Genomic DNA, 24,042 nt, shown 5'->3' with positions numbered 1-24,042 from the left:
TTGGCAAGAGGGGTGATTTTGTAACTTCTCCTTCTCTCAGTTCGGATTTTGCCGAATTATTGGGGGAACAATTCCTACAAATGTGGGAGATTTTGGGCAAACCTCAAGAGTTTTCACTGCTAGAAATGGGGGCAGGGGAAGGAGATTTAGCTTGCGATCTCTTAAACTATCTTCAATCTCGCCATCCTGACTATTTTACTACACTTCAATACAACATTATCGAACAATCCCCGAGTTTAATTGCACGACAAAAGGAAAAGTTACAAAACTTTATTGACAATAACAACAAAATATGTTGGCGATCGTGGTCAGAGATCGAAGATAATTCACAGGTTGGCTGTTTTTTTTCTAATGAATTAGTTGATGCTTTTCCTGTCCATAGCGTTACTATAAACGAGGGGAAGTTACAAGAAGTTTATATTACGTTAAAGGAAGGAAAATTAACTGAGGCGATCGGCGAACTCTCGACTCAAAAACTGAAAGAATATTTTAGATTAATCGATATTGATATATTAGGTCAAGATTATCGGGAAGGATATAGAAGCGAAGTAAATTTGGCGGCTTTGGAGTGGATAGAACAAGTCAATAATAAGCTAAACTCTGGCTATCTCTTAACGATTGATTATGGATATTCTGCCCAGCGTTATTATAATCCCCAACGCTATCAAGGAACAATAAAATGTTACTATCAACACCGACATCACGACGATCCTTATGCTAATTTAGGTTATCAAGATATTACTGCTCATGTGGATTTTACAGCCTTAGAACGTCAAGGCAAAAATTTGGGATTAGAAGAAGTAGGATTGACTCAACAAGGGCTATTTTTAATGGCATTAGGATTAGGCGATCGCCTATCCGAACTTTCTACAGGAAAATTTAATCTTACCGAAGTTCTTAAACGTCGAGAAGTTCTGCACCAACTCATCGATCCCGCAGGTTTGGGGAAATTTAATGTACTTATTCAAAGCAAAAATTTAAACGAAATACAGAAACTCCAGGGTTTGGAGACCAAACCCCTACATTATTGATTTTTGTTTAAATAAATCGTGAACAAACTACCTTTTCCCAGTTCCGATTCTACCGCGATTTTGCCTTGATGTGCTGCAATAATGCGGTGAGAAAGATGCAAACCTAAACCACTTCCCGATCGCTTGTGTTTTCCTTGGTGAAAACGCTGAAAAAGTTGTTCGATCTCTTGGGAGGAAATTCCTTGTCCTGTATCGCGAACTTCAATTTTAACCTGTTCTAATTGTATTTCTAAATTGACTTCAATTGTGCCGCGATCGGTGAACTTAATCGCATTCCCGATTAAATTCGTTAAAACTCTGCGTAATTCCATGCGATCGCCTACCATAATTGCTTGGGAATTACTCGAACCTAAAAACTTGAGAAATAATCCTTTTGTAACAGCCAAAGGAGTAAGTTCTTCCGTCACTTCCAAGAGAAGTTTTCCAATATTAAAAGGGGAAAAATTGAGAGTTTTTCGCCCAGCTTCATAGCGATAAACTTCCAGCAACATATTCACCATTTCTAACAGATTACTATTGCTGCGAGACATCACCGCGATCGCTTCCGACATCTCTTGGGAAAGTTCTCCTAATGTTCCTTTTTGCAACAATTCTAACATTCGATCGGCAGCAATGAGAGGAGTCCGTAAATCGTGAGCAAGACGAGAGACAAAATCCTCTCGCTGATAGGCGATCGCATCTCGTTCATCTACACTATGTTTGAGACGTAATAGCGATCGCACTCTTGCCAGTAACTCATCAACTTCTACCGGTTTGCGAATAAAATCATCGGCACCACTATCTAACCCCTTAACAACGCTGGCACCATCATAAGCGGTAATTAAAAGAATGGGAATATAAGGGAGAGAAGGATTTTTACGAATCGTTCTCGTGACTTCCAAACCGTCCATTTTGGGCATCATAACATCGAGAAGGACGAGATGCGGAGGAGATTTTTCAATGTAGGCGATCGCATCTGGACCATTCTCCAGCAAAATACTTTCATAGCCTTCTTCTGCTAAAATACTTTGCACCAGAAACAAGTTATCTGGCGAATCATCAACCACGAGAATGCGGTTATTTTCTGGGTTATGATGGAAAAAAGGAGAATAGTTCAATATAAAGAAAAAATTAAAAACGACTATTATGCTGCAACTGACCTATTTAGATAATAACTCCTGGTGTATTGACTTTGGAAATAGCCGCATCCTTCTCGATCCTTGGTTGGTAGACGATCTCGTATTTGCTAATCTTGCATGGTTATTTAAAGGCATTCGTCGCGTTCCCAAACCGATTCCCGATAAGGTAGATATTATCTTATTGTCCCAAGGATTGGAAGATCATGCTCATCCGCAAACCTTAAAAAAATTGGATCGAAAAATTCCGGTTGTCGGTTCTCCTAATGCAGCAAAAGTTGTTCAAAATCTGCACTACGATCGCGTCACGTCTCTCAAACATGGCGAATGCTTTACTCTCAATCATCATATTGAAATTATTGCTGTTCCGGGTTCTCCTATTGGTCCTTTTTTAGTGGAAAATGGCTACATTCTCCGAGACAATACAACAGGAATGAGTCTCTATTATGAACCCCACGGCTATCATTCCCCCAAACTCAAAGACTTTGCCCCGATTGATGTTATTATTACCCCCATTATTAATATTAGTTTGCCCTTTTTAGGGTGTATCATTCAAGGACGAGATACGGCGATTGAAGTCGCGCGATCGCTGAAACCCCAAGTCATGTTACCCACAGCAGCAGGAGGGGATGTAGATTTTCATGGTTTATTAACTTCTCTACTGCGATCGCGAGGGAGTTTGGAAGAGTTTAAACCCTTGCTAGAAAAGTATAATTTAGAAACCCGAATTATCGATCCTCAACCAGGAGAACGCTATAAAATCCCCCTACAACCCCGCACAGTCTCTTGGTCAGCATTCCCTAGGTGAGGAAACCTCACCGGGGTCGCACCGCCTGTATAATAAAGTCAAACGTATTGACTCTTTCTTTCTTTGAGGCAATGGTACAACAACTTTCTCCGACCACCATTGAAGACGAATTCCTTTATCCCGATAGTGATGGTAAACCCTTGGCTGATAATACGATTCAATTACGCTTAATTTTTACCATTAAAGGCGGTCTCGATGCTCTCTTTAAGGACAGGGATGATGTGTTCGTTGCTGCTGATTTGTTATGGTATCCGGTTAAGTTAACTCAACAGGAAGTTATCGAACAAGAAGAACCTCAAAGACAAGCTCCAGATGTGATGGTAGTGTTAGGACGACCGAAAGGCGATCGCGGTTCTTATATGCAATGGAAAGAGGACAATATTGCTCCACAAGTGGCGTTTGAAATCCTTTCTCCTGGTAATAAGAAGAAGGACATGGAGACCAAGTTTAAGTTTTATCAACAGCATGGCATTCAAGAATATTACTTATATAATCCGAAAAAGAATCGTTTACAAGGGTGGTTGAGAAAGGGAAAGAAGTTGGAGGCAATATCAGTGATGGAAAATTGGAGAAGTCCACTTTTGGGGGTAAGATTTAGCACGAGTGAGGGAGATTTGGTTTTATTTCATCCCAATGGAGAGCGTTTTGTTGAGTTTGTTGAGGTTGTCGAGCAACGCGATCGCCAAAAACAAAGGGCAAATTTGGCTGAACATGAACGCGATCGCGAACGATTAGAAAAGGAACTCGAAAAACAACGTGCCGATCGCGAACGATTAGAAAAGGAACTCGAAAAACAACGTGCCGATCGCGAACGACAAGAGAAAGAACAAACTCAAGCGGTTTTAGAGGAAGAACGAAAAAAAAATCAACAGTTACGCGATCGCCTCATACAACTCGGGATCGATCCTGAAAACCTTTCCTAATTTTAGAGCGCGATCGCTAAATGTAATCGGGATCGCCAACAAAAAGAAAAAAATCGAGTCCCTTCAGAGAATATCCCAGAATGCTTGAATGGAGTGCATTTTGCTTTCGCCAACGCACCCTACGGCTACTTCTTTGCTGCGATCGCGAGGAAGTTTGGAGGAGGTTAAATTGTTGCTTCTAATTCTTCTAAGGCTTGAAAATTACCCACTTGCCAAGCGCGTTCTACTGTTGCGGGAATAAGTCGGGTTAGGTTAAAATTGGGCAGAATTGGACTGTTTTCTGTTTCTCGATAAGTTCCGTTTTCCCAGTAATAAATTTTTAATTGTCCGCGATCGTAAATCCAAAGTTCTGGCACTGCGATCGCCTCATAAGCCTCCAAAGTTGTTTTGGAGGTAACATCCATCTCTACTGCTAGATCGGGAGGGGGATCGTCTTTCCTTAAACGACGCACTCCGATCATTTTTTGGTAGTTTTGAATGTAAAAACAGGCATCTGGTTCTACTCCCGCAAATCCTTCCCGTTTGAATGTAGTTGAACCAAAAGGCTGATAGGGAAGTCCCGAATGTTTGAGGAGAATTTTAACAATATCGGAAATTAAATCTCTGGGAATCTCATATTCCGGTAGCGGAGTCATAATTTCTAACGTCCCTTGACTATAAGCAACTCTTGCCGATCGCTTCTCCCCCAATTCCTGTAAAATCGCCTCAAACTCCTGCCAATTCATATTGGGAATGGTGACTATACTACCGGGTGCAAGCTGCATTTGGCTAACGGGTTTAACAACAGGCGCGATCGCGATCGGAGAAAAAGTCATAGAAAGCCCAATTTTATCTCTCCTAACACTCTAACATGAAAGTGCGCCCAAATATGATTAAATCTTGCGATCGCCGCCCATTTGAGCAAGTTCTGGGGGCATACTTTTTACTTCCTTTACTGTTTGAGAGTTTTCTATTTTTTGCTGTCTTTGATGAATAGGAATTTCAATAATAAAGGTTGTTCCTTTGCCAAGAGAAGAAACACAGCGTAAGTTTCCTCCATGTTTTAGGGTAACAATTTGATGGCTAATTGAAAGTCCTAAACCCGTTCCTTTTCCGACTCCTTTCGTGGTAAAAAAGGCATCAAATAACTTAGATTGTATTCCTTCAGGAATCCCCGCACCATTGTCGGCGATCGCGATCGAGAGCCAATCTTCTCCCATCATTTGAGTTTGAATGGTAATACAATGAGGATCGCTAACAATATCTTGATAAGAACGTCCGATATCCCCCTCCTCAAAAGCATCAATTGCATTGGCCAGAATATTCATAAAGACTTGATTCAATTGACTTGCGTAACACTCAATCAGAGGTATTGTTCCATAATTTCGGATAATTTGAATTTCGGGATGCTCTGAATTTGCTTTGAGACGATTGCCTAAAATCATCACGGTACTATCGATTCCTTCGTGAATATCCACTGCTTTGCAATCTGATTCATCTACGCGGGAAAACACCCGCAGGGAAAGCACAATTTGACGAATGCGATTAGTTCCAACCTGCATGGAGTTGAGAAGTTTCGGTAAATCATCAGCAAGAAACTCGATATCAATTTCTTTTTCAATGTCTTTAATTATTGCAGTTTTTTGGGGAAATTCAGCCTCATAAGTCTCGATCAGTTTGAGTAAATCTTCCGTATAATTAACCGCATGAGTAATATTGCCATGAATAAAGTTGACGGGATTATTAATTTCATGTGCTACTCCAGCGACTAATTGACCCAAACTGGACATTTTTTCTGTTTGTACCAATTGCGTTTGTGCTTGTTGCACAATTTGTAAGGCTTGAGAAAGTTCTGCTGTTCTTTGTTCGACACGCATTTCTAATTCATGGGTTAATTGTTGCAGAGCAGTTTGGGTGCGCTGTCTTTCTTGTATTTCCCCTTGGAGTTGTAAATTTTGCTTGTCTAATTCTTCTTCTGTTAATTCCTGACTTTCTTCACTCAATACGAACCACCAAGATGCCATGCCGCATAAAACTAGAATGAGAGTATATAGAGCAAAAAAGAGGTCGAGAATGATGGCGATCGCCTCAGAAGATAATTGCGAAGATTCCCAGATACCAAAGTAGAAAACAAAGCCAAAGACTGCCCCAATTGTTCCCGATAATAACAAAAATGCCCCCAGAAAGCGGATAATTCTCAGGCTGAGTTGAGGAGAAAGTCTGTTTTGTAATAACTCTAAAACTGGGGTATAAAACGCATAAGAGCCATCATCTTCAGAAGTTTTACAGCTATCGTGGCAATGCGCTTCTAAAGTGCAACACAGAGAGCAAATATAACCCTTATAGACGGGACAATGAGCAGTATCATCAGGTTCGTAATCTTGTTTGCAGATCGAACAATTAATCAGAGATGAACTCAAATTGACAGTTTGACGAAGGGGGTTTTCTCTGGCGATGTAATATTTACCTTTGGTTGCCCAAGCAATAAGAGGAGAGAGAATAAAAGCAATACCTAAAGCCAGGAAAGGTGCATAGGCTTGAGGGTAAATACCAAAGACTCCCACAAACGCCAAAATAGAAATTACTGAGGCGATCGCCATCGAACCAAAGCCCACAGGATTGATGCTGTATAAGTAAGCGCGTTTAAATTCGATATAAGAGGGACTGAGTTTCAAGGGTTTATTAATCACCAGATCGGCAACTAAAGCCCCGATCCAAGCGATCGCCACATTAGAATACAATCCTAAGACTGCTTGTAGCGTTTCAAATACACCCAACTCCATCAATAAAAGCGCGATCGCAGTATTAAAAACTAACCAGACAACTCGCCCAGGATGAGAATGAGTCAAGCGAGAGAAAAAATTCGACCAAGCGAGAGAACCGGCATAAGCATTAGTAACATTAATTTTAATTTGGGAAACAATAACAAAGAAGATTCCCACCCCTAAAACAATACTCGGATCGGCAAACATATCCGCAAATCCAGCTAAATACATTTGGATCGGTTCTTTGGCATCAGTCACGCTAATTCCGTGGGCGATCGCCAAGGAAGCTAAAAACGATCCTCCTAACTGTTTCGCAACCCCTAAAACAATCCAGCCGGGACCCGCCACTAAAACGGCTAACCACCATTTAAAACGATTTTCTGCCTTTTTTTCCGGTAAAAAGCGCAGGTAATCAACTTGTTCTCCCAACTGAGCAATTAAAGCAAAAGAAACGGTTGCTGCTGCACCAAATAATAAAGGATTTAAACCCGCGCTACCGGAGGAATTTCCGACAAAATTTAGCCAATTGTTTAACGATTCCGGTTCTTTATATAAAACAAAACAGTAAGGCGAAATCATTAAAAACAACCAAATCGGTTGCGTCCACAACTGCAATTGATTGATCAAAGTCACGCCATAAAAAACCAAAGGAATGACAATAACAGAACAAACAATATACCCAAGAGATAAAGGAAGATGAAAATACAACTTTAAAGCCTGTGCCATAATTGCCGCTTCAATGGCAAAGAAAATAAAAGTAAATGACGCATAAATTAAAGAAGTAATCGTGGAGCCAAGATAACCAAACCCCGCACCCCTTGTCAACAAGTCCATATCAATGTTATATTTGGCCGCATAATAAGCGATGGGCAATCCAGCTAAAAAGATAATCAGACCAACTACTAAAATTGCCCAAAACGCATTAGCAAATCCATAACTAATCATTAAAGAAGCCCCGATCGCTTCTAATGCTAGAAAAGAAATACCTCCTAGGGCAGTATTGGCCACTAAAAACTCAGACCATTTGCGAAACGACTTAGGAGCATAACGAAGGGAATAATCTTCTAAAGTTTCATTGGCAACCCAAGTATTATATTCCCGTCTTTCTTTAACAATTTGCTTACTGGCTATACTCATATTTCAATCTAAAGTAAAAGAAATGGACACAAAGAAATGAACAAAAGTTTCTCAATTTTTTCACTAAATCTTAAGAGATTCTCGATCGCACCACTTAAGTTATAAAAAAAGTAATGCTTGATACAAAAGTAGATGATAGCTTCTGTCAGTAAGACTAATATCAACTATTTGCATAAAGATAGTTGATAACCCAGATGTTGAAATTGTTTTAGAGAATGTTAGCATAACTCTAGCACGATTAAAAAAATAAAAAAATGCGATCGCATTATTCTCCAGATATCAGTAAGAATACGAATACCGAATCATATTTTGATACCTAATATTTGCTATCTCCTGATAGTTTTCCGAAGTTTCAGTGAGATTGAGAGGAGAGACAAAAGCAAGAATAAACCTTGGAGATTAAACGGTATAGTAAGAAAATGCGATCGCCTACCCTCAAACAACGACGATGCAAATTGCAACTCAATCTCCTTCAAATTCGACCTCTCCCGCGACAACAACCCTCGATGTAGGCGGAATGAAGTGTGCGGGATGTGTCAACGCCGTGGAACGACAACTTAACAACAATGTTGGTGTTATGTCCGCTTCTGTTAACCTCATTGCTGCTGTTGCTGTCGTAGAATACAATGCCTCTGAAATCGATCCCGATATTCTCGCCGATAAACTCACTGCCAGGGGTTTCCCCAGTTCCCCCCGCAGTTTAGACCCTCATGCAAATGCAACCCCTAGCCTCAGCGATCGCCGCCAAACCGAGGAAAAACAACAACTTTGGCAACTGGCGATCGCGGCAATATTACTCCTTTTCTCTTCTCTCGGACACTGGCATCATTTGGGAGGTCCGGAAATCCCTATTTTTAGTAATATTTGGTTTCATTGGGGACTGGCGACTCTTGCCCTCTTAATTCCTGGACGCAGGTTAATTGTGGATGGAGTAAGGGGTTTATGGTACGGAATGCCTAACATGAATACTTTAGTGGGATTGGGAACCTTAAGCGCCTACAGTACCAGTTTTGCCGCCTTACTTGCACCTCAATTGGGGTGGGAATGTTTTTTTGAAGAACCCGTCATGTTATTGGGGTTCATTTTCTTAGGGAGAACCCTAGAAGGAAGGGCGCGAGGGCAGGCCAGCGCTGCAATGGAGAAATTAATGGCCTTGCAACCTCCCCTAGCAAGGTTGCTGGGAGACTCCCAGCATGAAGCAGAAACCGGGATCGAAATACCTGTCGAACTCATTCGAGTCGGGGAATGGGTGAGAATTTTACCAGCAGAGAAAATTCCCATCGATGGAGAAATTGTGACGGGAAAAACGACAGTAGATGAGTCGATGCTAACGGGAGAATCTCAACCCGTTGCTAAATCTCCAGGCGATCGCGTTGCAGCAGGCACCCTCAATCAATCTGGCGCGATCGCCGTTAAAGTTCTTCGCACGGTACAGAACACCACCTTGGCACAGATCGTCGCCTCTGTTGAAGAAGCTCAAACCCGCAAAGCCCCCGTGCAAAAACTAGCGGATACCATCGCGGGATATTTTGCCTATGGTGTAATGGCGATCGCCTTCACGGTTTTTCTCTTCTGGTATTTCCTCGGAACTTCTCTTTGGCCGCAAGTTTTAATGCCCATGACGGGTATGATGAGTCACGAAATGGCATCTATGACATCCCCTTTATTATTGAGCCTGAAACTGGCGATCGCCGTCCTCGTGGTCTCCTGTCCCTGCGCCCTCGGTTTGGCAACCCCCACCGCCATTCTCGTCGGTACAGGAATGGGGGCAGAACGAGGTATTTTGATTAAAGGAGGGGATATTCTCGAACGGGTTCATCGCCTCACCACCATCGTTTTTGACAAAACCGGAACTTTAACCCAAGGGCATCCCACCTTAACCGACTGGGAAGTAATAAATGGCAAAAAAGAGTACAATCTTCTGCAAATTGCCGCAACCGTGGAAAGTGGCAGTAATCATCCCCTCGGCACCGCGATCGTAAAGGCAGCACAACGCCAAGAATTGCCTCTCCTCCCCGCAACCGACTTTCACACCGAACCAGGTTTAGGCGTTCGTGCTACGGTGATGGGAAATTCCCCATTTTCCGTTTGTTTGGGAAATCAAGACTGGTTGGCAGAAAATGCGATCGCCCTCCCCGAAACAGTCCGACAGCAAACCGATCGCCTTGCAAAGGAAGGAAAAACCCTCGTTTATTTAGCCATTAACGGCGAAATGACCGGCTGGTTAGCATTAAAAGATACTTTGCGCCCCGATGCCGCCGCCACCATTGCCCGCCTGCAAGAAATGGGCTTAGAAACCATTCTCGCCACCGGCGATCGCCCAGAAGTTGCCGAGGCGATCGCCCGAGAATTAAACATCGATCGCTACTTCTCCCAAGTGCGTCCCGAGCAAAAAGCAGAACTGATTCAAAGCCTCCAACAAGACCCCCACGCCCTTGTTGCCATGGTCGGAGACGGCATTAACGATGCCCCCGCCCTCGCCCGCGCCGATGTCGGCATTTCCCTGCAAGGCAGCACTGAGATTGCCTTAGAAACCGCCGGGATCGTCCTTCTCGCACCGACAACAGGGGTTCTGCGAGAACCGACTCTGACCAGCGCCACCACAGCCATTCAACTCAGCTTGGCCACTTTTAAGAAAATTCGCCAAAATCTCTTTTGGGCTTTAGGGTATAATAGTATTTCCATTCCCATTGCTGCGGGAGCCTTATTACCTGCCTTCGGGATTGTCCTCAGTCCTGCTGTTGCTGCGGCTTTCATGGCTTTTAGCTCCGTAGCAGTTGTGACGAATTCTCTTTTATTAAAACATCAGTTCAGGGTGTAATTTCATGCTAGATCGGGATAAACTGTATCAACTTTCCAATTGCAAATATTCGGCTAAAATTAAAATTTAGTGGCGGAATTGCTAGAAAATCCCTCGAACAGAATCTCTTTCTTTTTGTTCAGGCGATCGTAATTCGGATGACTTTTACTTGAGACCTCATTGATTCCTAATGGCTGCAAAAACGGCAAAAATCCATCAAGAACATATTCTGATCGTCGAAGATGAAAACGGCAGACGATCCCTCCCCCTTTTAGAAGCATCTTACTCCATCGGTCGAGAGGAAACTTGTGATGTTTATCTCAAATCTCCTTTTGTTTCTCGCCATCACGCCATGTTATATCGACGGCTAAGAGAAGATGGTTCCATCTATTACCGTATTGTCGATGGAGACGATCGCGGTAATCTCAGTTCTAACGGTGTGGTCGTTAATGGGACTAAAAAGCCAGAACACGATCTCGAACATAATGACCAACTCGTTTTTGGTAACGATGTTATGGTCACTTATCGCCAGCAAACCATTCCCGAGGCAAGTGCCTCAGACGATCCTTACGATATTACACTGATCGATCCCGCGATGATGATGGATGATTAGGCAAATCATAATTAGACAAGCTATGGGGAAATCTTGATAAGAATCAAAAATCAAGTGATTGCACGAGAAAAATGTAACTTTGGCAACTTTAGTTAGATAGACAATTCAAAGAGAAGCAATTCCAACAAATAATTAACTTGAAGAAGGGGTATTGGTTGTCTCTTGAATAGCTTGCTTCACCGTGTCAAACATTCGACGGCAGTGATTATTGTTCTTCAGGGGCAACTCCTCATTTTTGATTACACAATTCATGCGTACCCCTTCTGGATCAGTCGGTTGTTTGTCAACAAGAGCCTCAACTGTTACCAATTTAGAGAACGAAACTCGTCCCGGAATTTCCCGACCCATCAAGTAATCGTGAGTACCGTAAATAATTTCAAAATTGCAGGCACGTAGGATTTCACCAAGAACGGGAAAGAATTGGTCAGGAGGTAAAGGAATGCTGAAAGAATAAGAATAACGAGCCATATCAAAGTTCACCTAATTTAGATAGTGGTTTTGACATTTCCATGATATCGAATGATATCGAAATGCGAGAAGCAAAATTTGTACTCGGTGCTTTTTCCTATTGTTCCCACGCTTGCTCCGGATTTTTTTACCTTCAGATTAATTCGGAGCCTTTCAGCCCCAAGCCAATTTAAAGATATTCGCGATCGCGATCGTAAAATTTAGAGAAAACAGTAGAAAATTATGGGATTGTTAATTACTTTTGAAGGTGTTGAAGGAGCGGGAAAAACCACCCAAATTGAGCGATCGCGGGATTGGTTACAGCACCATTTTAACAACAAGATTCCCATTATTACGACTCGCGAACCGGGGGGAACAATATTAGGGCAGGAGTTACGTCGTCTTTTATTGGCAATTACCCAACCAACAATAGAGCCAACAACGACAACAGAGCTTTTATTGTATGCAGCCGATCGCGCCCAGCACGTGGAAGAGATGCTAAAACCTGAGTTAGAAAGAGGGGCAATTATTTTATGCGATCGCTATACCGATTCTACCATTGCTTATCAAGGTTTTGGTAGAGAGATAGACCTAAAATTAATTAATTCTCTTAACAAAATTGCCACAGGAGGCTTGGAAAGTCATTTAACCTTCTGGTTGGATGTCGAGGTGGAAATCGGTCTAAAACGGGCAAAAGAGCGAGGAAAACAGAGCGATCGCCTGGAAAGTAGCGATCTTGCTTTTCATCAGCGCGTTCGTCAAGGATTTGCCCAACTAGCCGCCCAAAACCCCCACCGTATCGTTAAAATTGATGCTCGTCCCTCTGCTTCAGATGTTCAAATTAAAATTCAACAAATCTTAAGGAAATTTTTCCGAGAGAGGGAGTAATAAATCAGCAAAATTTATGCCTTTTTCCGACCTAATTGGACAGTCACAGGCGATCGCCCTGCTCGATCGCGCTATTGCGAAAGAGAGAATTGCTCCGGCTTACTTGTTTGTAGGGACGGCTGGGATCGGCAAACGCCTTGCGGCTTTGGCATTTAGCGAACTCCTTTTGTGCCAAAATCTGCCCGAGTCGCGATATCCTCTCATTCGCCAAAAAATTCAGGCTCAAAACCACCCAGATTTTCTTTGGGTGCAACCCACCTATCAACATCAGGGTCAATTGCTAACCGCCGAAGAAGCGGCAAAATCGGGACTCAAGCGCCGATCGCCTCCTCAAATTCGCGTCGAACAAATTCGGGCGATCGCGGGGTTTTTGGCGCGTCCCCCCTTAGAAGCCTCGCGATCGGTAGTGGTTATCGAAGATGCTCAGACTATGGCGGAAAGTGCCGCCAATGCCCTCCTCAAGACCCTAGAAGAACCCGGAAAAGCAACGATTATACTCATAGCTCCTAGTGGAGATTCTCTCCTCTCTACCCTCGTTTCTCGCTGTCAGCGCATCCCCTTTTCTCGCTTGTCCGAAGAACAGGTTAAACAGATTCTCAAGAGTGAGGGACGAGAGGACATTTTAGGAGAGCCGGTTTTGCTGGCGATCGCCCAAGGGAGTCCAGGAGAAGCGATCGTCGCCTGGGAACAATTACAAAATATTCCCGCCGATTTATTAAAAAAACTGGTGAAATTGCCTAAAACCCAAAAAAATGCGCTAGAACTTGCCAAAGAAGTTGATAAAACTTTAGACTCTGAAACACAATTATGGGCGATCGACTATTTACAATATTGTTACTGGCAGAAACATAAAACGCGATCGATCCTAGAACAACTCGAACAGGCACGGAAGTATCTTTTGGCTTATGCTCAACCGCGTTTGGTGTGGGAATGTACTTTTATTTCTCTGATTGATTCTTAGTAAACTCCAAGATTGTTTTGATCTCATAATTCATAACTGAAAAAAATGTTTAACTTTCTGCGCTCCGATCTCGCAAATCTAAAGGCATATAATTCCCAGCTAGGAGATATTCCCCAAAATATCGATCGCTTGAATACCAATGAAAGTCCTTACGATTTACCGGCGGAATTCAAAGAAAAACTGGCTCAATTTTATCAAAATCACCAACCGAGTAATCGCTATCCCGATGGTAGTCACGCTGAGATTAAAACGGCGATCGCAGAGTATGTCAATGAATCGGCGCAGATTACAGAAACAATAAATATTGCTAATATTTCCCTTGGTAATGGCTCTGATGAACTTATTCGTTCTCTATTAATGGCAACTTGTTTGAACCGAGAAGGAAGTATTCTCGTTGCCAATCCGACATTTTCTATCTATGCTATTCTGGCAAAAACCTTGGGAATTCCTGGTTTTGTTGCAGGGCGATCGCCAGATACCTTTGAAATTGATTTAGAGGAAGCAGAAAAGGCGATCGCCACTGCTCAAAATCCGCCGATTCGAGTTGTTTTTGTCGTCCATCCCAATTCACCCACCGCGAATACTTTAACTGCTCGAGAAATAGAGTGGTTGAAAAGCATTCCCGAAGAGATATTAGTGGTTATTGATGAAGCCTATTTTGAGTTTTCACAAACTTCTCTGGTGGGAGAACTACCGCAACATCCTAACTGGGCGATCCTGCGAACATTTTCTAAAGCCTTTCGTTTAGCTTCTCTGCGGGTTGGCTATGCGATCGCCCATCCAGAAATAATCATGGCGTTGGAAAAAGTACGTCTACCTTATAATCTTTCCAGTTTCTCTTTAGCTGCGGCCAAATTGGCTATAGAAGAAAGAGAATTGTTGCTAAATTCAATCTCTCAACTATTAGAAGAACGCGATCGCCTCTTCATCGAATTGTCGAAAATGCCTCAACTTAAAGTTTGGCCGAGCCAAGCCAATTTTATTTATATTAGTTCAGATCGAGTTGAACTCAAAGATAAAGGAATGCGATCGCTTGCAGAAAACCTCAAACAGCGAGGAACTCTCGTGCGCTATACCGGGGAAGGCTTGCGAATTACCGTCGGTACTCCCGCAGAAAACCAACATACCCTAGAACGAATGCACGAAATTGTCACAGGTGAATGGTAATTAGTAATTAGTAACTTCAACTATCAACTATCAACTATTCTCCCCGCTATCAACTATCAACTATCAACTATCAACTACCAATCACCATTCTCCGATTTTGCGAACTTCAATCACAGTTTCCGGAAGAACACCAACTAAACGGGCGATCGCGTCATCGGGAATTTCAGTAACAGTTTCGGGATCGAACCAATTTTCAAATTGATTGAGGATGAGTTTGACGCGATTATGAGGATCCGTATTCGTTGTTGTATTATTAAAAAGTTTGATCCACTGTCGTCGCATTAAAATAGCCCGTTGGCGCTCGCGCTCGTCTTCAGGAGAAGCAAGCAACCAATTACCCACAGGGATTAAATGGGTAACGTCGGGATCGATAATCCCACCAACCAGAGCGCCGGGACCTGCAAACTCAGCATAATGTTGCTTGTAAATAATCAGGCCATTCCGGCGACGACTACTGACAATCAAAAAATTTCGTTTTTTAAGCTCGCTAAGAATGTCATCAAGACCGCTCTCACGATCGGGAGAAGTATTGAAGGAATAGGAAACCATAAAAATAGATCGAACAAAAATTGTTTTTCTGTATTAATGTCTCTTGCCTTTTAAACAAGCGATCTTAAACCAGATAATTTTAAACCAGATGATTTTAAACCAAAGTTTTGCGTAATAATAAACGATTGGGTCGAGGCACAATCCAACGATTGGGATAACTTTCAATGCGATCGATATTATAACCGAGATTGAGATAGAGTTGTTTTGCTCCTTCGTTATCGTCTAAAACATGGAGATAAATATCCTGATAGCCCCATTTAAGGGCAAGAGGTTCGCAACTTAACAATAATCTTCGCGCAATACCTTGTCGTCGATAGCTTTGGCTCACAGCCAAATTAGAGAGATAAAGATAATCACTAAATTCTCCGACTTTTCCGCCAGACTCCTTCGCTTTTGTTGTCTGGTAATTCGATCGCACCGTCATTTCAACAACACCGGCTGTATCCTGTTTTTGTGCCGAGGGTGTATCAATCGTCGCGATCGCCGCTAGACAACTATAATGGGGTGTGGCCGACTTTAATCGAGTGCGTAAATCTTCAGAGATGCCCAAGCGCAAAAGAGGATGAATCAAAAACATGAATCCTTGATGAGAGTAAAAGCTATCCGCTAAAATTGCGGACAAACCCCGTACATCTCCAAGGTTCGCCATCCGAATTTCTAAAGGAGTAGCGAGATTGGGAGACTGAGAAAGAGGCGTACTTTTTTGCTTCCGTACTGAGGGAGAAGAGTCTGATAGGGAAACCAAAGCGATCTCAATGATACATAAAAAGAAAAATCTGATGAGAGAGAAATAAAACATCTGAATTCAATGCTTTATTTCTACTCAATCTGAATTTTACCCGCAAATCCTCCAAAAAACAGAATGGGAACTTTGATACTGAATTGCCGACAATCTCTGGGAAAAATAGTATTGTTAAGAAAGTCATGCGGGTTAACTGTGCGGCAAAATAATCCTCACACAGAAATCAGGGTGTGGGTGCAACCCCTCGTTATATTGTTCGCAACATCTTTATCGGAGGAATTCGAGAATAATACTGAAAATTGGTCAAAAAATTGGTTAAACAAACTCAGCGATCGCGTCCAATCATTTCTTGGACGCGATCGCCACAGTCCATGCAATACACCCCGATAATGGGCAACGCTAGGAGAGCGGTGAATGAAATCCCAAGCAAGACTTAAAAAACCGAAAATTCTGGTCGTTGATGACGAGCCAGACAATTTGGATCTGCTCTACCGGACCTTTCATCGCGAGTATAAAGTGCTTAAAGCAGAAAGCGGTCCAAAGGGTTTAGAGGTTTTGGCGCAAACTCCTGATATTGCTGTCATTATTTCCGATCAGCGTATGCCGATCATGAGTGGAACGGAATTTCTCAGCCTTGCTGCGGTTCAATATCCCGATATTATTCGCATTATCCTCACGGGTTATACCGATGTTGAAGATTTAGTCGAAGCCATTAATAGTGGCAAAGTCTTTAAATACGTGACAAAACCTTGGGAAGCGGATTTTCTCAAAGATATCGTGCGCCAAGCCCTCGATACTCATAATGTGCTCAAAATCCGCACTGACGAACTCAGTCGTTCTCTTAAACGCGAAACCCTGCTCAATACGGTTACAAATACCATTCGCAATGCCCAATACGGTCGCATGGGGGAATCTCCCCTCAAAGATGTTTTGCAAACCATTGTCGATACCGTCGGTCATATGTTGGGTGTAGACCTGTGTATTTTGCGAACTTTTGATGAGGATGACGCGATCGAGGGGTCTTTTGCCTATGAAAAAAAATCTAATCCCACAGACGGCGAAATTCTTTCAGGGATTGATAATGCAGCTCTAGATCTGACGATCTGGGAAACACAAGAAGTGCAAATTATCAATGACATTGAAACTTGTGAGTTTCTGCAAGGAGATAGCCCAGAAATTCTTCAGCGTCTTAAAGCCTTTCAAATGGCTGATATTCGTTCGACGTTAATTATTCCTCTCATCAGTCAGGGGGATTTAACGGCGGTAATGGCTCTCCATCGCTGTCGGGAGTTGCATTTTTGGGAAGATGATGAAATTCAATTGGCGGTAATGGTTGCGGATCAAGCTGCTTTAGCTATTTCTCAAGCTCGTTCCTACGAGCGGGTCCAGTCTTTGGCCAAGCGAGAGGCATTGGTAAATACGATCGCCTCGGGTATTCGTTCTTCCCTGGATCCTCAAGAAATTTTCATGGCTGTAACTCAACAATTGGGAAGCACCCTGGAGGTTGATGGCTGTGCGCTGTCCCTCTGGACGGAAGAGGATGAATTTGTCAAATGCGTGGGTTTATACGATCGCGCTTCGGCCTGGGTTGAAACGGAAGCAGATCCAGCGTTATCAGTCATGGGACAAGAGGCAAAAGGCAACGGGCAACGGGCAATAGAGAGCGATCGTTCACAATCCTCTCTACCTCAATCTGTGGTTCCGATTTCGGGGAATCCCGTTTTGCAAGAGTTGTTAAAAACGCGAGAACCCGTGGTGGTGATGGATATGGAGGACGAGAACGTTGAGGAGATTAAAGGGGTCGATTTGCCCTTGCGATCGCCGGCTCGTGCTTTATTAGTGGTACCTTTACTGGTGGATGAGCAGATTATCGGTAGCATTACCCTTCGGCAAAGCAGCAAACCCCGTCGCTGGTCCCATGCTGATATCGAACTGGCTCAAGCGGTGGCTTCTCAAGCGGCGATCGCGGTACAACAGTCGCGACTTTTCCAACAAACCCGCCAGCAAGCAGAACGCCTGATGGAGTCGGATCGGCAAAAAACGGAGTTTTTTCAGAATATATCTCACGAATTCCGCACCCCGTTAACCTTGATGATCGGTCCCCTGGAATCGGCGATCGATCGCCAAGAGGATTTACCCTTCGATCGCGCTCAAATTGCCCTGCGAAACTCCCGCCGACTCCTGCGTTTAGTGAATCAACTCCTCGATCTACAGCGCTTGGATGCCGGACGAATGCAGCCCAGTTTTCGCCCCTGCAATTTGGCGGAATTTTCCGAGCAAATTGTCGAGACTTTTCGCCCTTATTGTCAGCGCAAGGGCTTACATTTGGAAACGCAACTCGAGGCAACTCAGACGATTTATCTCGATGGGGACAAATTTGATAAGGTCCTCTACAATCTTCTCTCCAATGCGATGAAATTTACCGAAGCGGGAGGAAAAATCACCATCACCCTCAAGTCCTTAGAGGGGCGCGTTTGCTTACAAGTACGGGATACGGGGATTGGCATTTCTCCTTCCCAAATCACCCATTTATTCGAGCGTTTTCGACAGGCAGAGGGATCGGTGAATCGTTCTTATGAAGGAACGGGTTTAGGTTTAGCGCTGGTTAAGGAAATTGTCGAATTACATGGGGGAGAAGTTTCGGTGAGTTCGGTGAAGCTGGGAGAAGAACGAGAAGGAGAAATAGCGGGGACAACTTTTACGGTTTTGCTTTATGAAGGGACGAGTCATTTAACTTCCGATTTGGTTCTCGATCTGCCTTTGGAAATGCAAGCAGCGCGATCGGCGGTGGAGTTGGCGGATTTGGAGGCGGAGTTGCTCGAGGCAGAAGAAACGCGAGAAATTGAAGCGATCGCCCCTCTCAATATTCCTGAATATACTAATAATCCTAATTTAGATTTTCAACCAGGCGATCGCCTGGTTTTAGTGGTAGATGACAATCCAGATTTACGCAGCTACGTTTCCTCGGTTTTGCGATCGGCGGGTTATCGCGTTTGTACGGCACGCAATGGCGCGGAAGGTTATCGCATGACGGAAGAACAGCGCCCTCAGTTGATTGTCAGTGATGTTATGATGCCCAAAGTCTCGGGGTTGGATTTGGTGAAGATGGTACGAAATAATGAGGAATTACGGGGTACGCCAATTATTTTGTTAACAGCGAAGGCTGATGAAGGCAGTCGCCTCCAAGGGACGGAACAAGGCGCAGATGCGTATTTAGCGAAACCCTTTAACGATCGCGAATTACTGGCCAGCACGCGCAATTTACTCTCATTAAAGGCCAATGAGGAACGAGTTAAGAAATTAAATACTTATCTGACAGAAGCAGTTTTACAGCGCTTTTTACCCCCGGAAATGGTTCAAAAAGCTGCACGAGGGGAAATGACATTAGGGTTAGAGCCGGAACCGCGCTTGATCACGATTTTATTTAGCGATATTGTCGGTTTTACAAAGTTATCAAATCAATTAGAATCCCAAGGAATTGCACGGGTTTTAAATGAATATCTCCAAGTTATGACAGAAGTGGTTTTTGAGTATGGCGGCACGGTGGATAAGTTTATGGGAGATGCGATAATCGCGCTGTTTGGCGCTCCTCAAGACCTTTCCCCAGAAGAACAGGTGCGGCGATCGATTGGGACGGCAAAGGAGATGTATCGGGTCTTAGATGAGTTAAACGATCGCTGGAGGAAACAGGGCATTATTGGGGTCAATAATGTCCCCCCAGTGCAGTTTCGCTGCGGTATTCATCAAGGTAAAGCTGTGGTGGGAATGTTTGGCAGTCAACACCGTTCTGACTATACCGCGATCGGTCCTTCGGTAAATATTGCCTCTCGCCTTCAAGAAGCCGCAACACCGAGTAAAATTTTAGTATCGGCAACCGTGGCCGATTATTTATCACCAGAAGAAAAGGAAAAATTTAAGTTTCTCCAGTTAAAAGGAATTGAATACGATGTGTTAACATATTTTATTAATACTTAATGATTTTTTATTTATTATTTTGAATTATGAGATTTATTAGCCCTAAAACCGACTTTGCCTTTAAAAAAATCTTTGGCTCAGATGGCAGTAAAGATATTCTCATCTCTTTTCTGAATGCCATGATTTATGGCGATCGTGATATCATCCAAGATTTAGAAATTATCGATCCCTATAATGCGGGAAATACTGTCGATCTTAAAGATAGTTATCTAGATGTCAAAGCAATATTAGCCGATGGCATTACCGTGATTATTGAAATGCAGGTTTGGAATGTGGAGGCTTTTGAAAAACGGGTAGTTTATAATTTGTGTAAAACTTATACCAATCAACTCAAGTCTGGTCAAGGCTATTCTTTTCTCAATCCTGTAATTGCCTTAACCATTACCGATTTTAAACTTTTTGCAGATACTCAGAAAGTAATTACTCGTTTTCACTTTAAAGAGGAAACTGAAAAAATTTCTTATCAGGAAAAAGAATTAAAACTGGTTTTTGTCGAACTACCAAAATTCAAGAAAAAGCTAGATGAATTAGAAACAATTGCCGATAAATGGATTTACTTTATCAAAGAAGCACCCAATTTGGAAATCGTTCCCGACAATATGAAACAGATTCCTCAGATTGATAAAGCCTTAAATATTGCCAACAAAGCTAGTTTGACAGTAGAAGAACTAGACAAATTAGACAAACAGGAAATGTTCTTGCGAGATCGACAAGGAGAAATGATTTTTGCGAAAAGAGAAGGTCGAGAAGAGGGTTTAGAAGAAGGAAGGTTAGAAGGAAGGTTAGAAGGAAGGTTAGAAGGAAAATTAGAAGGAAAATTGGAAGGAGAAAGGAATTTATTATTACGGCAACTTCAGCGACGTTTTGGAGAATTAAATTTAGAAACTATAAATTCAATCGAAAGTTTGAATTCCCAACAACTAGAAACTCTGGGGGATGCAATCTGGGAATTTACTACTTCTGAAGATTTACTCAATTGGCTTCAAACACATTAATACTTTTTATTCTTGATGGATGTTTTATGAACAAACAATCATCAGGAAACATCAACTAATTCTAATATTTTTTTAGCGACAGTTTCAGGGACAGGCATAACAGATAATCGATTTCCTCGCTTGACAACAAGGAGTTCATCTGCTAGGAAGTTTTCCTTAAGTTCAGTAAGAGAAATAAATCGCGGAAAGGTTTTGATAAATTCAAGTTCTACAGTTTGCCAGCGTGGATTTTCTGGGGTTGCTTTGGGATCGTAATGTTTATCATTGGGGTCAAATTGTGTGGGATCGATGACATTTTCACGAATGACTTTTGCTAATCCTACAATTCCAGGAGGTTTGGTATTGGAATAATAGAAAAATGCCCGATCGCCCGATCGCATTTGACGGAGAAAGTTTCTTGCTTGGTAATTTCGGACTCCATCCCAAATTGCTGCGCGATCGCGTTCTAGATCGGTAATACTATAATCGCTAGGTTCTGACTTTAAGAGCCAATAATTCATCATGTTTTTACTCCTAAAAAATTAAAAGTTGTGTATTAAAATCTCGTCAATTTTGCCTCTTTTTGCTCCTTTTGAATTTATATTACGTCTAGCTTTAACTCGATTAATATTGTATTTTTTATACAATTCATCAAAGAAGCTATTTTTTTCATCATAATTTCTTACATCAGAATTACTCTGAATAAATTTACAATTTGTTTCATTAATTTTATCACAAAACCCTTTGAGCCTGAGTTGGTCAGAGTCGCCAAAATTCTCTTTTGTATATGAAGTAAAAGAAGAAGTTGTTTTAATGGGCTTATAAGGTGGGTCTAAATAAAAGAAAGTCTTTTGATCTGCATATTGTAATGTCTGCTCAAAATCCCCATTTAAAATGGTTGTTTTTTGTAGACATTGATGAACAGACCAGATAGTTTCTGCATCACAAATCTTTGGTTTGATATATTTTCCAAAAGGGACATTAAATAAACCTTTACTATTTACTCTATACAATCCATTAAAACAAGTTTTATTAAGAAATATAAGCAAAACAGTATTATCGATATTATTATGTCTGTTTTTCTGATTAAATTGATTTCGTCTTTCTAAGAAAAATTCATTTTTCTTAGCAATATTATTTAAACCATAATACTCTTTTTCAATATTTTGTAAAGCATCTATCAATTGTTGAGGATATGTTTTAATTGTTTGATATGCTACTATTAGATCGGTGTTGATATCATTTATGATTGCTTTCTCTAAGTTCGGGAAAGTTTTAAACAGATGAAATAGTACAGATCCGCCTCCGATGAAAGGTTCAATGTAAGTGAAAGGATCGTTATAGTTATTGAATTTCAGAGATAAAACAGATTGAATCTCAGGAATAAGCTGGGATTTTCCTCCAGCCCATTTTAAAAAAGGTTTGGCTTTTATTATTTCGGGACAAGTTGTAGTCATTGCATATTTTTAACGATCCCCCGTAATTATAAGCGATAATAGCCTCCAATTTCTCTAGATCGAGAATTCTGCATCCTTCTCGTGATAGAGACGAGAGAGAAAAAACTCTATCAATTGAGGGATGCGTGGCAGTCGGAATATTTTGTTTTATGGAAATAAAGAGATAAACTTATGGCAAAATCAACACTAACAGGAACAGAATTGATTGATTGTGCTAAGGCAAATGCTGTCTTAGGTGTTACCGTTGCTGCTTGTAATTGCGGTTATGAAGAAGATATCGATCGCTTCCTTGAAGCCCTGAAAAATGCGGCAAGGAAATGGGCGTGAAAATTGAACAATTTGAGGATTTAATTACCGAAAAGCAACGCAATTTGAAAGCGCGATCGCCTCGTATTTTACCTCATTGATAAATTGATAAGTAGAATATGATTAAATCAGTTTGTCTTTTTCATTAGATTGTCGAAAGTAGCAGCCATTTCTTCTGGTTTTCCAGAAAGAGGAAATAATAAAATACTTTTGATTTGAGGGTCTTTCACTAATTCTTCTAGGCGATCGAATTGTCTTTCGGTAATAGAAATACCATATTGAGCTTTTACATATTTGAGTTCAACATTGAAATTCTCTGTATCGTAAACCTGAATAAATACACGGTCTACATTCCATGTTTTCCAGTCAGCAGCAAAGTATTTCTTCGCCCAATAAGGATTGTGATGACAAATATCAAAATTAACAGCAGAGTTGGCTTTTTTCATTTCAGCGATCGCCTTTTGTACAAAGTCTGTTAATTTAGCCGTGCGATCGACTTGACCCGGTAATTCTGCATGATAACCAAGATAATCATCCCATTGAACAGCATCAATAGTGGGGTATTTCTGCACGAATTCCACCAAAATCTCGGTTAAAAAATTACTGACTTCGGGAATGCTAATATCGAGGACATAATGATCGACACCTTTATGGGTTTTGTCCACTCCAGCAACAATCCATCTTCGCTCGATCGCGAGATCGAATAAAGGACTATTTTTGTCTATTTTAATCCCTTTTTCAAAGTAAGCATGAACTTCCATTCCTTGTTTATGGGCTTCATCAATTAACCAATCCAACCAACGGTCTTGAAACTGATTGGGGCAGCTACTATAACCAAATTTTTCTGCGAGAACTTCACTTTTATACATCGTACAAATATTTCCCCAAACGCCATGAATAATCGTATTAATTCCGCGATCGCGATAGTAACGAACTCGTTGGCGAATGGTTTCTTCGTTAGCATTATTCGTGACTTGGTAGCGACTTAAATAAATACCGCGAATATTTTTTTGCTTCCAAGGTTTTTGAGATGATGGAGTTGTAGCGGGGGTTTCTTGTCCTAAATCTGGCTGTGGTTTGGGTTGAGAATTGATTGGACTTGGAAGCGAAGATGCTTTATTGGTATTTGCTGAACTTGGAGACGGAAGTGGAAGAGGAGGAACTTTATTTGTATTTACTGAACTGGGGGAAATGATTGGAGAAGAAATTTTCTCTTCAGTGGTAGAAATATTCAAAAAAGGAATTTTTGCTTGTAACTGACTCGGTAAAAAACGACCAATATCTAAACGATCTCTCTGGGAGAATAAAAAATAGCCCAATCCTAAGAATACGATTATCGCAGAAAAGGGAATACTCGAACATCCACATCCACTTTGCTTCTTTTTTGACTTTGACATAATAGGGG

21 protein-coding genes are annotated in these 24,042 nt (G+C 41.8%); 12 read left to right on the top strand and 9 right to left on the bottom strand.

Translation table 11 applies throughout. From position 1 onward, the window contains the following. The coding region (locus tag VB714_RS16760) for a class I SAM-dependent methyltransferase (RefSeq protein WP_323225785.1) at window positions 1-1,031 on the top strand (1,031 nt) is incomplete at its 5' end. On the opposite strand, the gene VB714_RS16755 is transcribed toward VB714_RS16760, so the two are convergent. Beyond that, window positions 1,025-2,131, bottom strand: coding sequence for a hybrid sensor histidine kinase/response regulator (locus VB714_RS16755; RefSeq protein ID WP_416309719.1), 1,107 nt, complete (start codon window positions 2,129-2,131; stop codon window positions 1,025-1,027). The two genes, VB714_RS16760 and VB714_RS16755, sit on opposite strands and share 7 nt — an antisense overlap. A 28-nt stretch (window positions 2,132-2,159) precedes the next feature. Between VB714_RS16755 and VB714_RS16750 the strand changes: the two genes are divergently transcribed. Next, window positions 2,160-2,954: an MBL fold metallo-hydrolase gene (locus VB714_RS16750; RefSeq protein WP_416309718.1), complete on the top strand. Its 795-nt coding sequence runs from the start codon at window positions 2,160-2,162 to the stop codon at window positions 2,952-2,954. Between the two features lie 47 nt (window positions 2,955-3,001). Continuing rightward, window positions 3,002-3,877 carry a Uma2 family endonuclease gene (locus VB714_RS16745; RefSeq protein ID WP_323225782.1) on the top strand — a complete coding sequence of 292 codons (876 nt, stop codon included), beginning with the start codon at window positions 3,002-3,004 and terminating at the stop codon, window positions 3,875-3,877. 164 nt (window positions 3,878-4,041) lie between these two features. On the opposite strand, the gene VB714_RS16740 is transcribed toward VB714_RS16745, so the two are convergent. Together VB714_RS16740 and VB714_RS16735 are read right to left on the bottom strand one after the other, a co-directional pair. Next, on the bottom strand, window positions 4,042-4,692 hold the full coding sequence (locus tag VB714_RS16740) for a Uma2 family endonuclease (protein WP_323225781.1): 651 nt from the start codon (window positions 4,690-4,692) through the stop codon (window positions 4,042-4,044). A 57-nt stretch (window positions 4,693-4,749) separates the two neighbouring features. Continuing rightward, window positions 4,750-7,758: an ATP-binding protein gene (locus VB714_RS16735; RefSeq protein ID WP_323225780.1), complete on the bottom strand. Its 3,009-nt coding sequence runs from the start codon at window positions 7,756-7,758 to the stop codon at window positions 4,750-4,752. Window positions 7,759-8,206: 448 nt separating this feature from the next. Here VB714_RS16735 and VB714_RS16730 point away from each other — a divergent pair, with 448 nt between their 5' ends. Beyond that, entirely contained in the window at window positions 8,207-10,579 is a 2,373-nt protein-coding gene (locus tag VB714_RS16730; protein ID WP_323225779.1) for a heavy metal translocating P-type ATPase, read from the top strand. Between the two features lie 169 nt (window positions 10,580-10,748). Next, window positions 10,749-11,171, top strand: coding sequence for an FHA domain-containing protein (locus VB714_RS16725; RefSeq protein ID WP_204104546.1), 423 nt, complete (start codon window positions 10,749-10,751; stop codon window positions 11,169-11,171). A gap of 132 nt (window positions 11,172-11,303) precedes the next feature. On the opposite strand, the gene VB714_RS16720 is transcribed toward VB714_RS16725, so the two are convergent. Further along, window positions 11,304-11,639, bottom strand: a complete 336-nt coding sequence (locus tag VB714_RS16720; protein ID WP_204104547.1) for a hypothetical protein — start codon at window positions 11,637-11,639, stop codon at window positions 11,304-11,306. A gap of 219 nt (window positions 11,640-11,858) precedes the next feature. On the opposite strand from VB714_RS16720, the gene tmk reads away from it, so the two are divergent. Genes tmk through VB714_RS16705 form a run of 3 tightly spaced genes read left to right on the top strand, consistent with a single transcriptional unit; the run spans window position 11,859 to window position 14,634 of the window. Further along, window positions 11,859-12,506: a dTMP kinase gene (tmk, locus tag VB714_RS16715; RefSeq protein ID WP_416309717.1), complete on the top strand. Its 648-nt coding sequence runs from the start codon at window positions 11,859-11,861 to the stop codon at window positions 12,504-12,506. 16 nt (window positions 12,507-12,522) lie between these two features. After that, window positions 12,523-13,467, top strand: a complete 945-nt coding sequence (gene holB, locus VB714_RS16710) for a DNA polymerase III subunit delta' (RefSeq protein ID WP_323225777.1) — start codon at window positions 12,523-12,525, stop codon at window positions 13,465-13,467. A 45-nt stretch (window positions 13,468-13,512) separates the two neighbouring features. Beyond that, window positions 13,513-14,634, top strand: coding sequence for a histidinol-phosphate transaminase (locus VB714_RS16705; protein WP_323225776.1), 1,122 nt, complete (start codon window positions 13,513-13,515; stop codon window positions 14,632-14,634). Window positions 14,635-14,715: 81 nt separating this feature from the next. On the opposite strand, the gene VB714_RS16700 is transcribed toward VB714_RS16705, so the two are convergent. Next, on the bottom strand, window positions 14,716-15,183 hold the full coding sequence (locus tag VB714_RS16700) for a hypothetical protein (RefSeq protein ID WP_323225775.1): 468 nt from the start codon (window positions 15,181-15,183) through the stop codon (window positions 14,716-14,718). Between the two features lie 94 nt (window positions 15,184-15,277). Continuing rightward, a complete protein-coding gene (locus tag VB714_RS16695; protein ID WP_323225774.1) occupies window positions 15,278-15,928 on the bottom strand; it encodes a GNAT family N-acetyltransferase in 651 nt (216 codons plus the stop codon). Between the two features lie 192 nt (window positions 15,929-16,120). Between VB714_RS16695 and VB714_RS16690 the strand changes: the two genes are divergently transcribed. Genes VB714_RS16690 through VB714_RS16680 form a run of 3 tightly spaced genes read left to right on the top strand, consistent with a single transcriptional unit; the run spans window position 16,121 to window position 20,895 of the window. Next, window positions 16,121-16,315, top strand: a complete 195-nt coding sequence (locus VB714_RS16690; RefSeq protein ID WP_323225773.1) for a hypothetical protein — start codon at window positions 16,121-16,123, stop codon at window positions 16,313-16,315. A 24-nt stretch (window positions 16,316-16,339) separates the two neighbouring features. Further along, window positions 16,340-19,900 carry a response regulator gene (locus VB714_RS16685; protein WP_323225772.1) on the top strand — a complete coding sequence of 1,187 codons (3,561 nt, stop codon included), beginning with the start codon at window positions 16,340-16,342 and terminating at the stop codon, window positions 19,898-19,900. A 26-nt stretch (window positions 19,901-19,926) separates the two neighbouring features. Further along, entirely contained in the window at window positions 19,927-20,895 is a 969-nt protein-coding gene (locus tag VB714_RS16680; protein ID WP_323225771.1) for an Rpn family recombination-promoting nuclease/putative transposase, read from the top strand. A gap of 41 nt (window positions 20,896-20,936) precedes the next feature. Here VB714_RS16680 and VB714_RS16675 read toward each other — a convergent pair whose 3' ends face one another. Continuing rightward, complete coding sequence (locus VB714_RS16675) at window positions 20,937-21,395, bottom strand: EVE domain-containing protein (protein WP_416309716.1); 459 nt, start codon at window positions 21,393-21,395, stop codon at window positions 20,937-20,939. A gap of 21 nt (window positions 21,396-21,416) precedes the next feature. Then, window positions 21,417-22,331 carry a DNA adenine methylase gene (locus tag VB714_RS16670; RefSeq protein WP_323225769.1) on the bottom strand — a complete coding sequence of 305 codons (915 nt, stop codon included), beginning with the start codon at window positions 22,329-22,331 and terminating at the stop codon, window positions 21,417-21,419. A 171-nt stretch (window positions 22,332-22,502) separates the two neighbouring features. On the opposite strand from VB714_RS16670, the gene VB714_RS16665 reads away from it, so the two are divergent. Beyond that, window positions 22,503-22,658: a hypothetical protein gene (locus VB714_RS16665; RefSeq protein ID WP_323225768.1), complete on the top strand. Its 156-nt coding sequence runs from the start codon at window positions 22,503-22,505 to the stop codon at window positions 22,656-22,658. A 107-nt stretch (window positions 22,659-22,765) separates the two neighbouring features. Here VB714_RS16665 and VB714_RS16660 read toward each other — a convergent pair whose 3' ends face one another. Continuing rightward, window positions 22,766-24,034, bottom strand: coding sequence for a family 10 glycosylhydrolase (locus VB714_RS16660; RefSeq protein WP_416309715.1), 1,269 nt, complete (start codon window positions 24,032-24,034; stop codon window positions 22,766-22,768). Between the last annotated feature and the right edge of the window lie 8 nt (window positions 24,035-24,042).

The organism is Spirulina sp. 06S082 (genome assembly GCF_034932145.1).
In the GTDB taxonomy this organism is placed as follows: Bacteria; Cyanobacteriota; Cyanobacteriia; order Cyanobacteriales; family Spirulinaceae; genus CCY15215.
The sequence above is the reverse complement of the archived record's forward strand: the minus strand, read 5'-3'. Positions and strand labels throughout refer to the sequence as shown.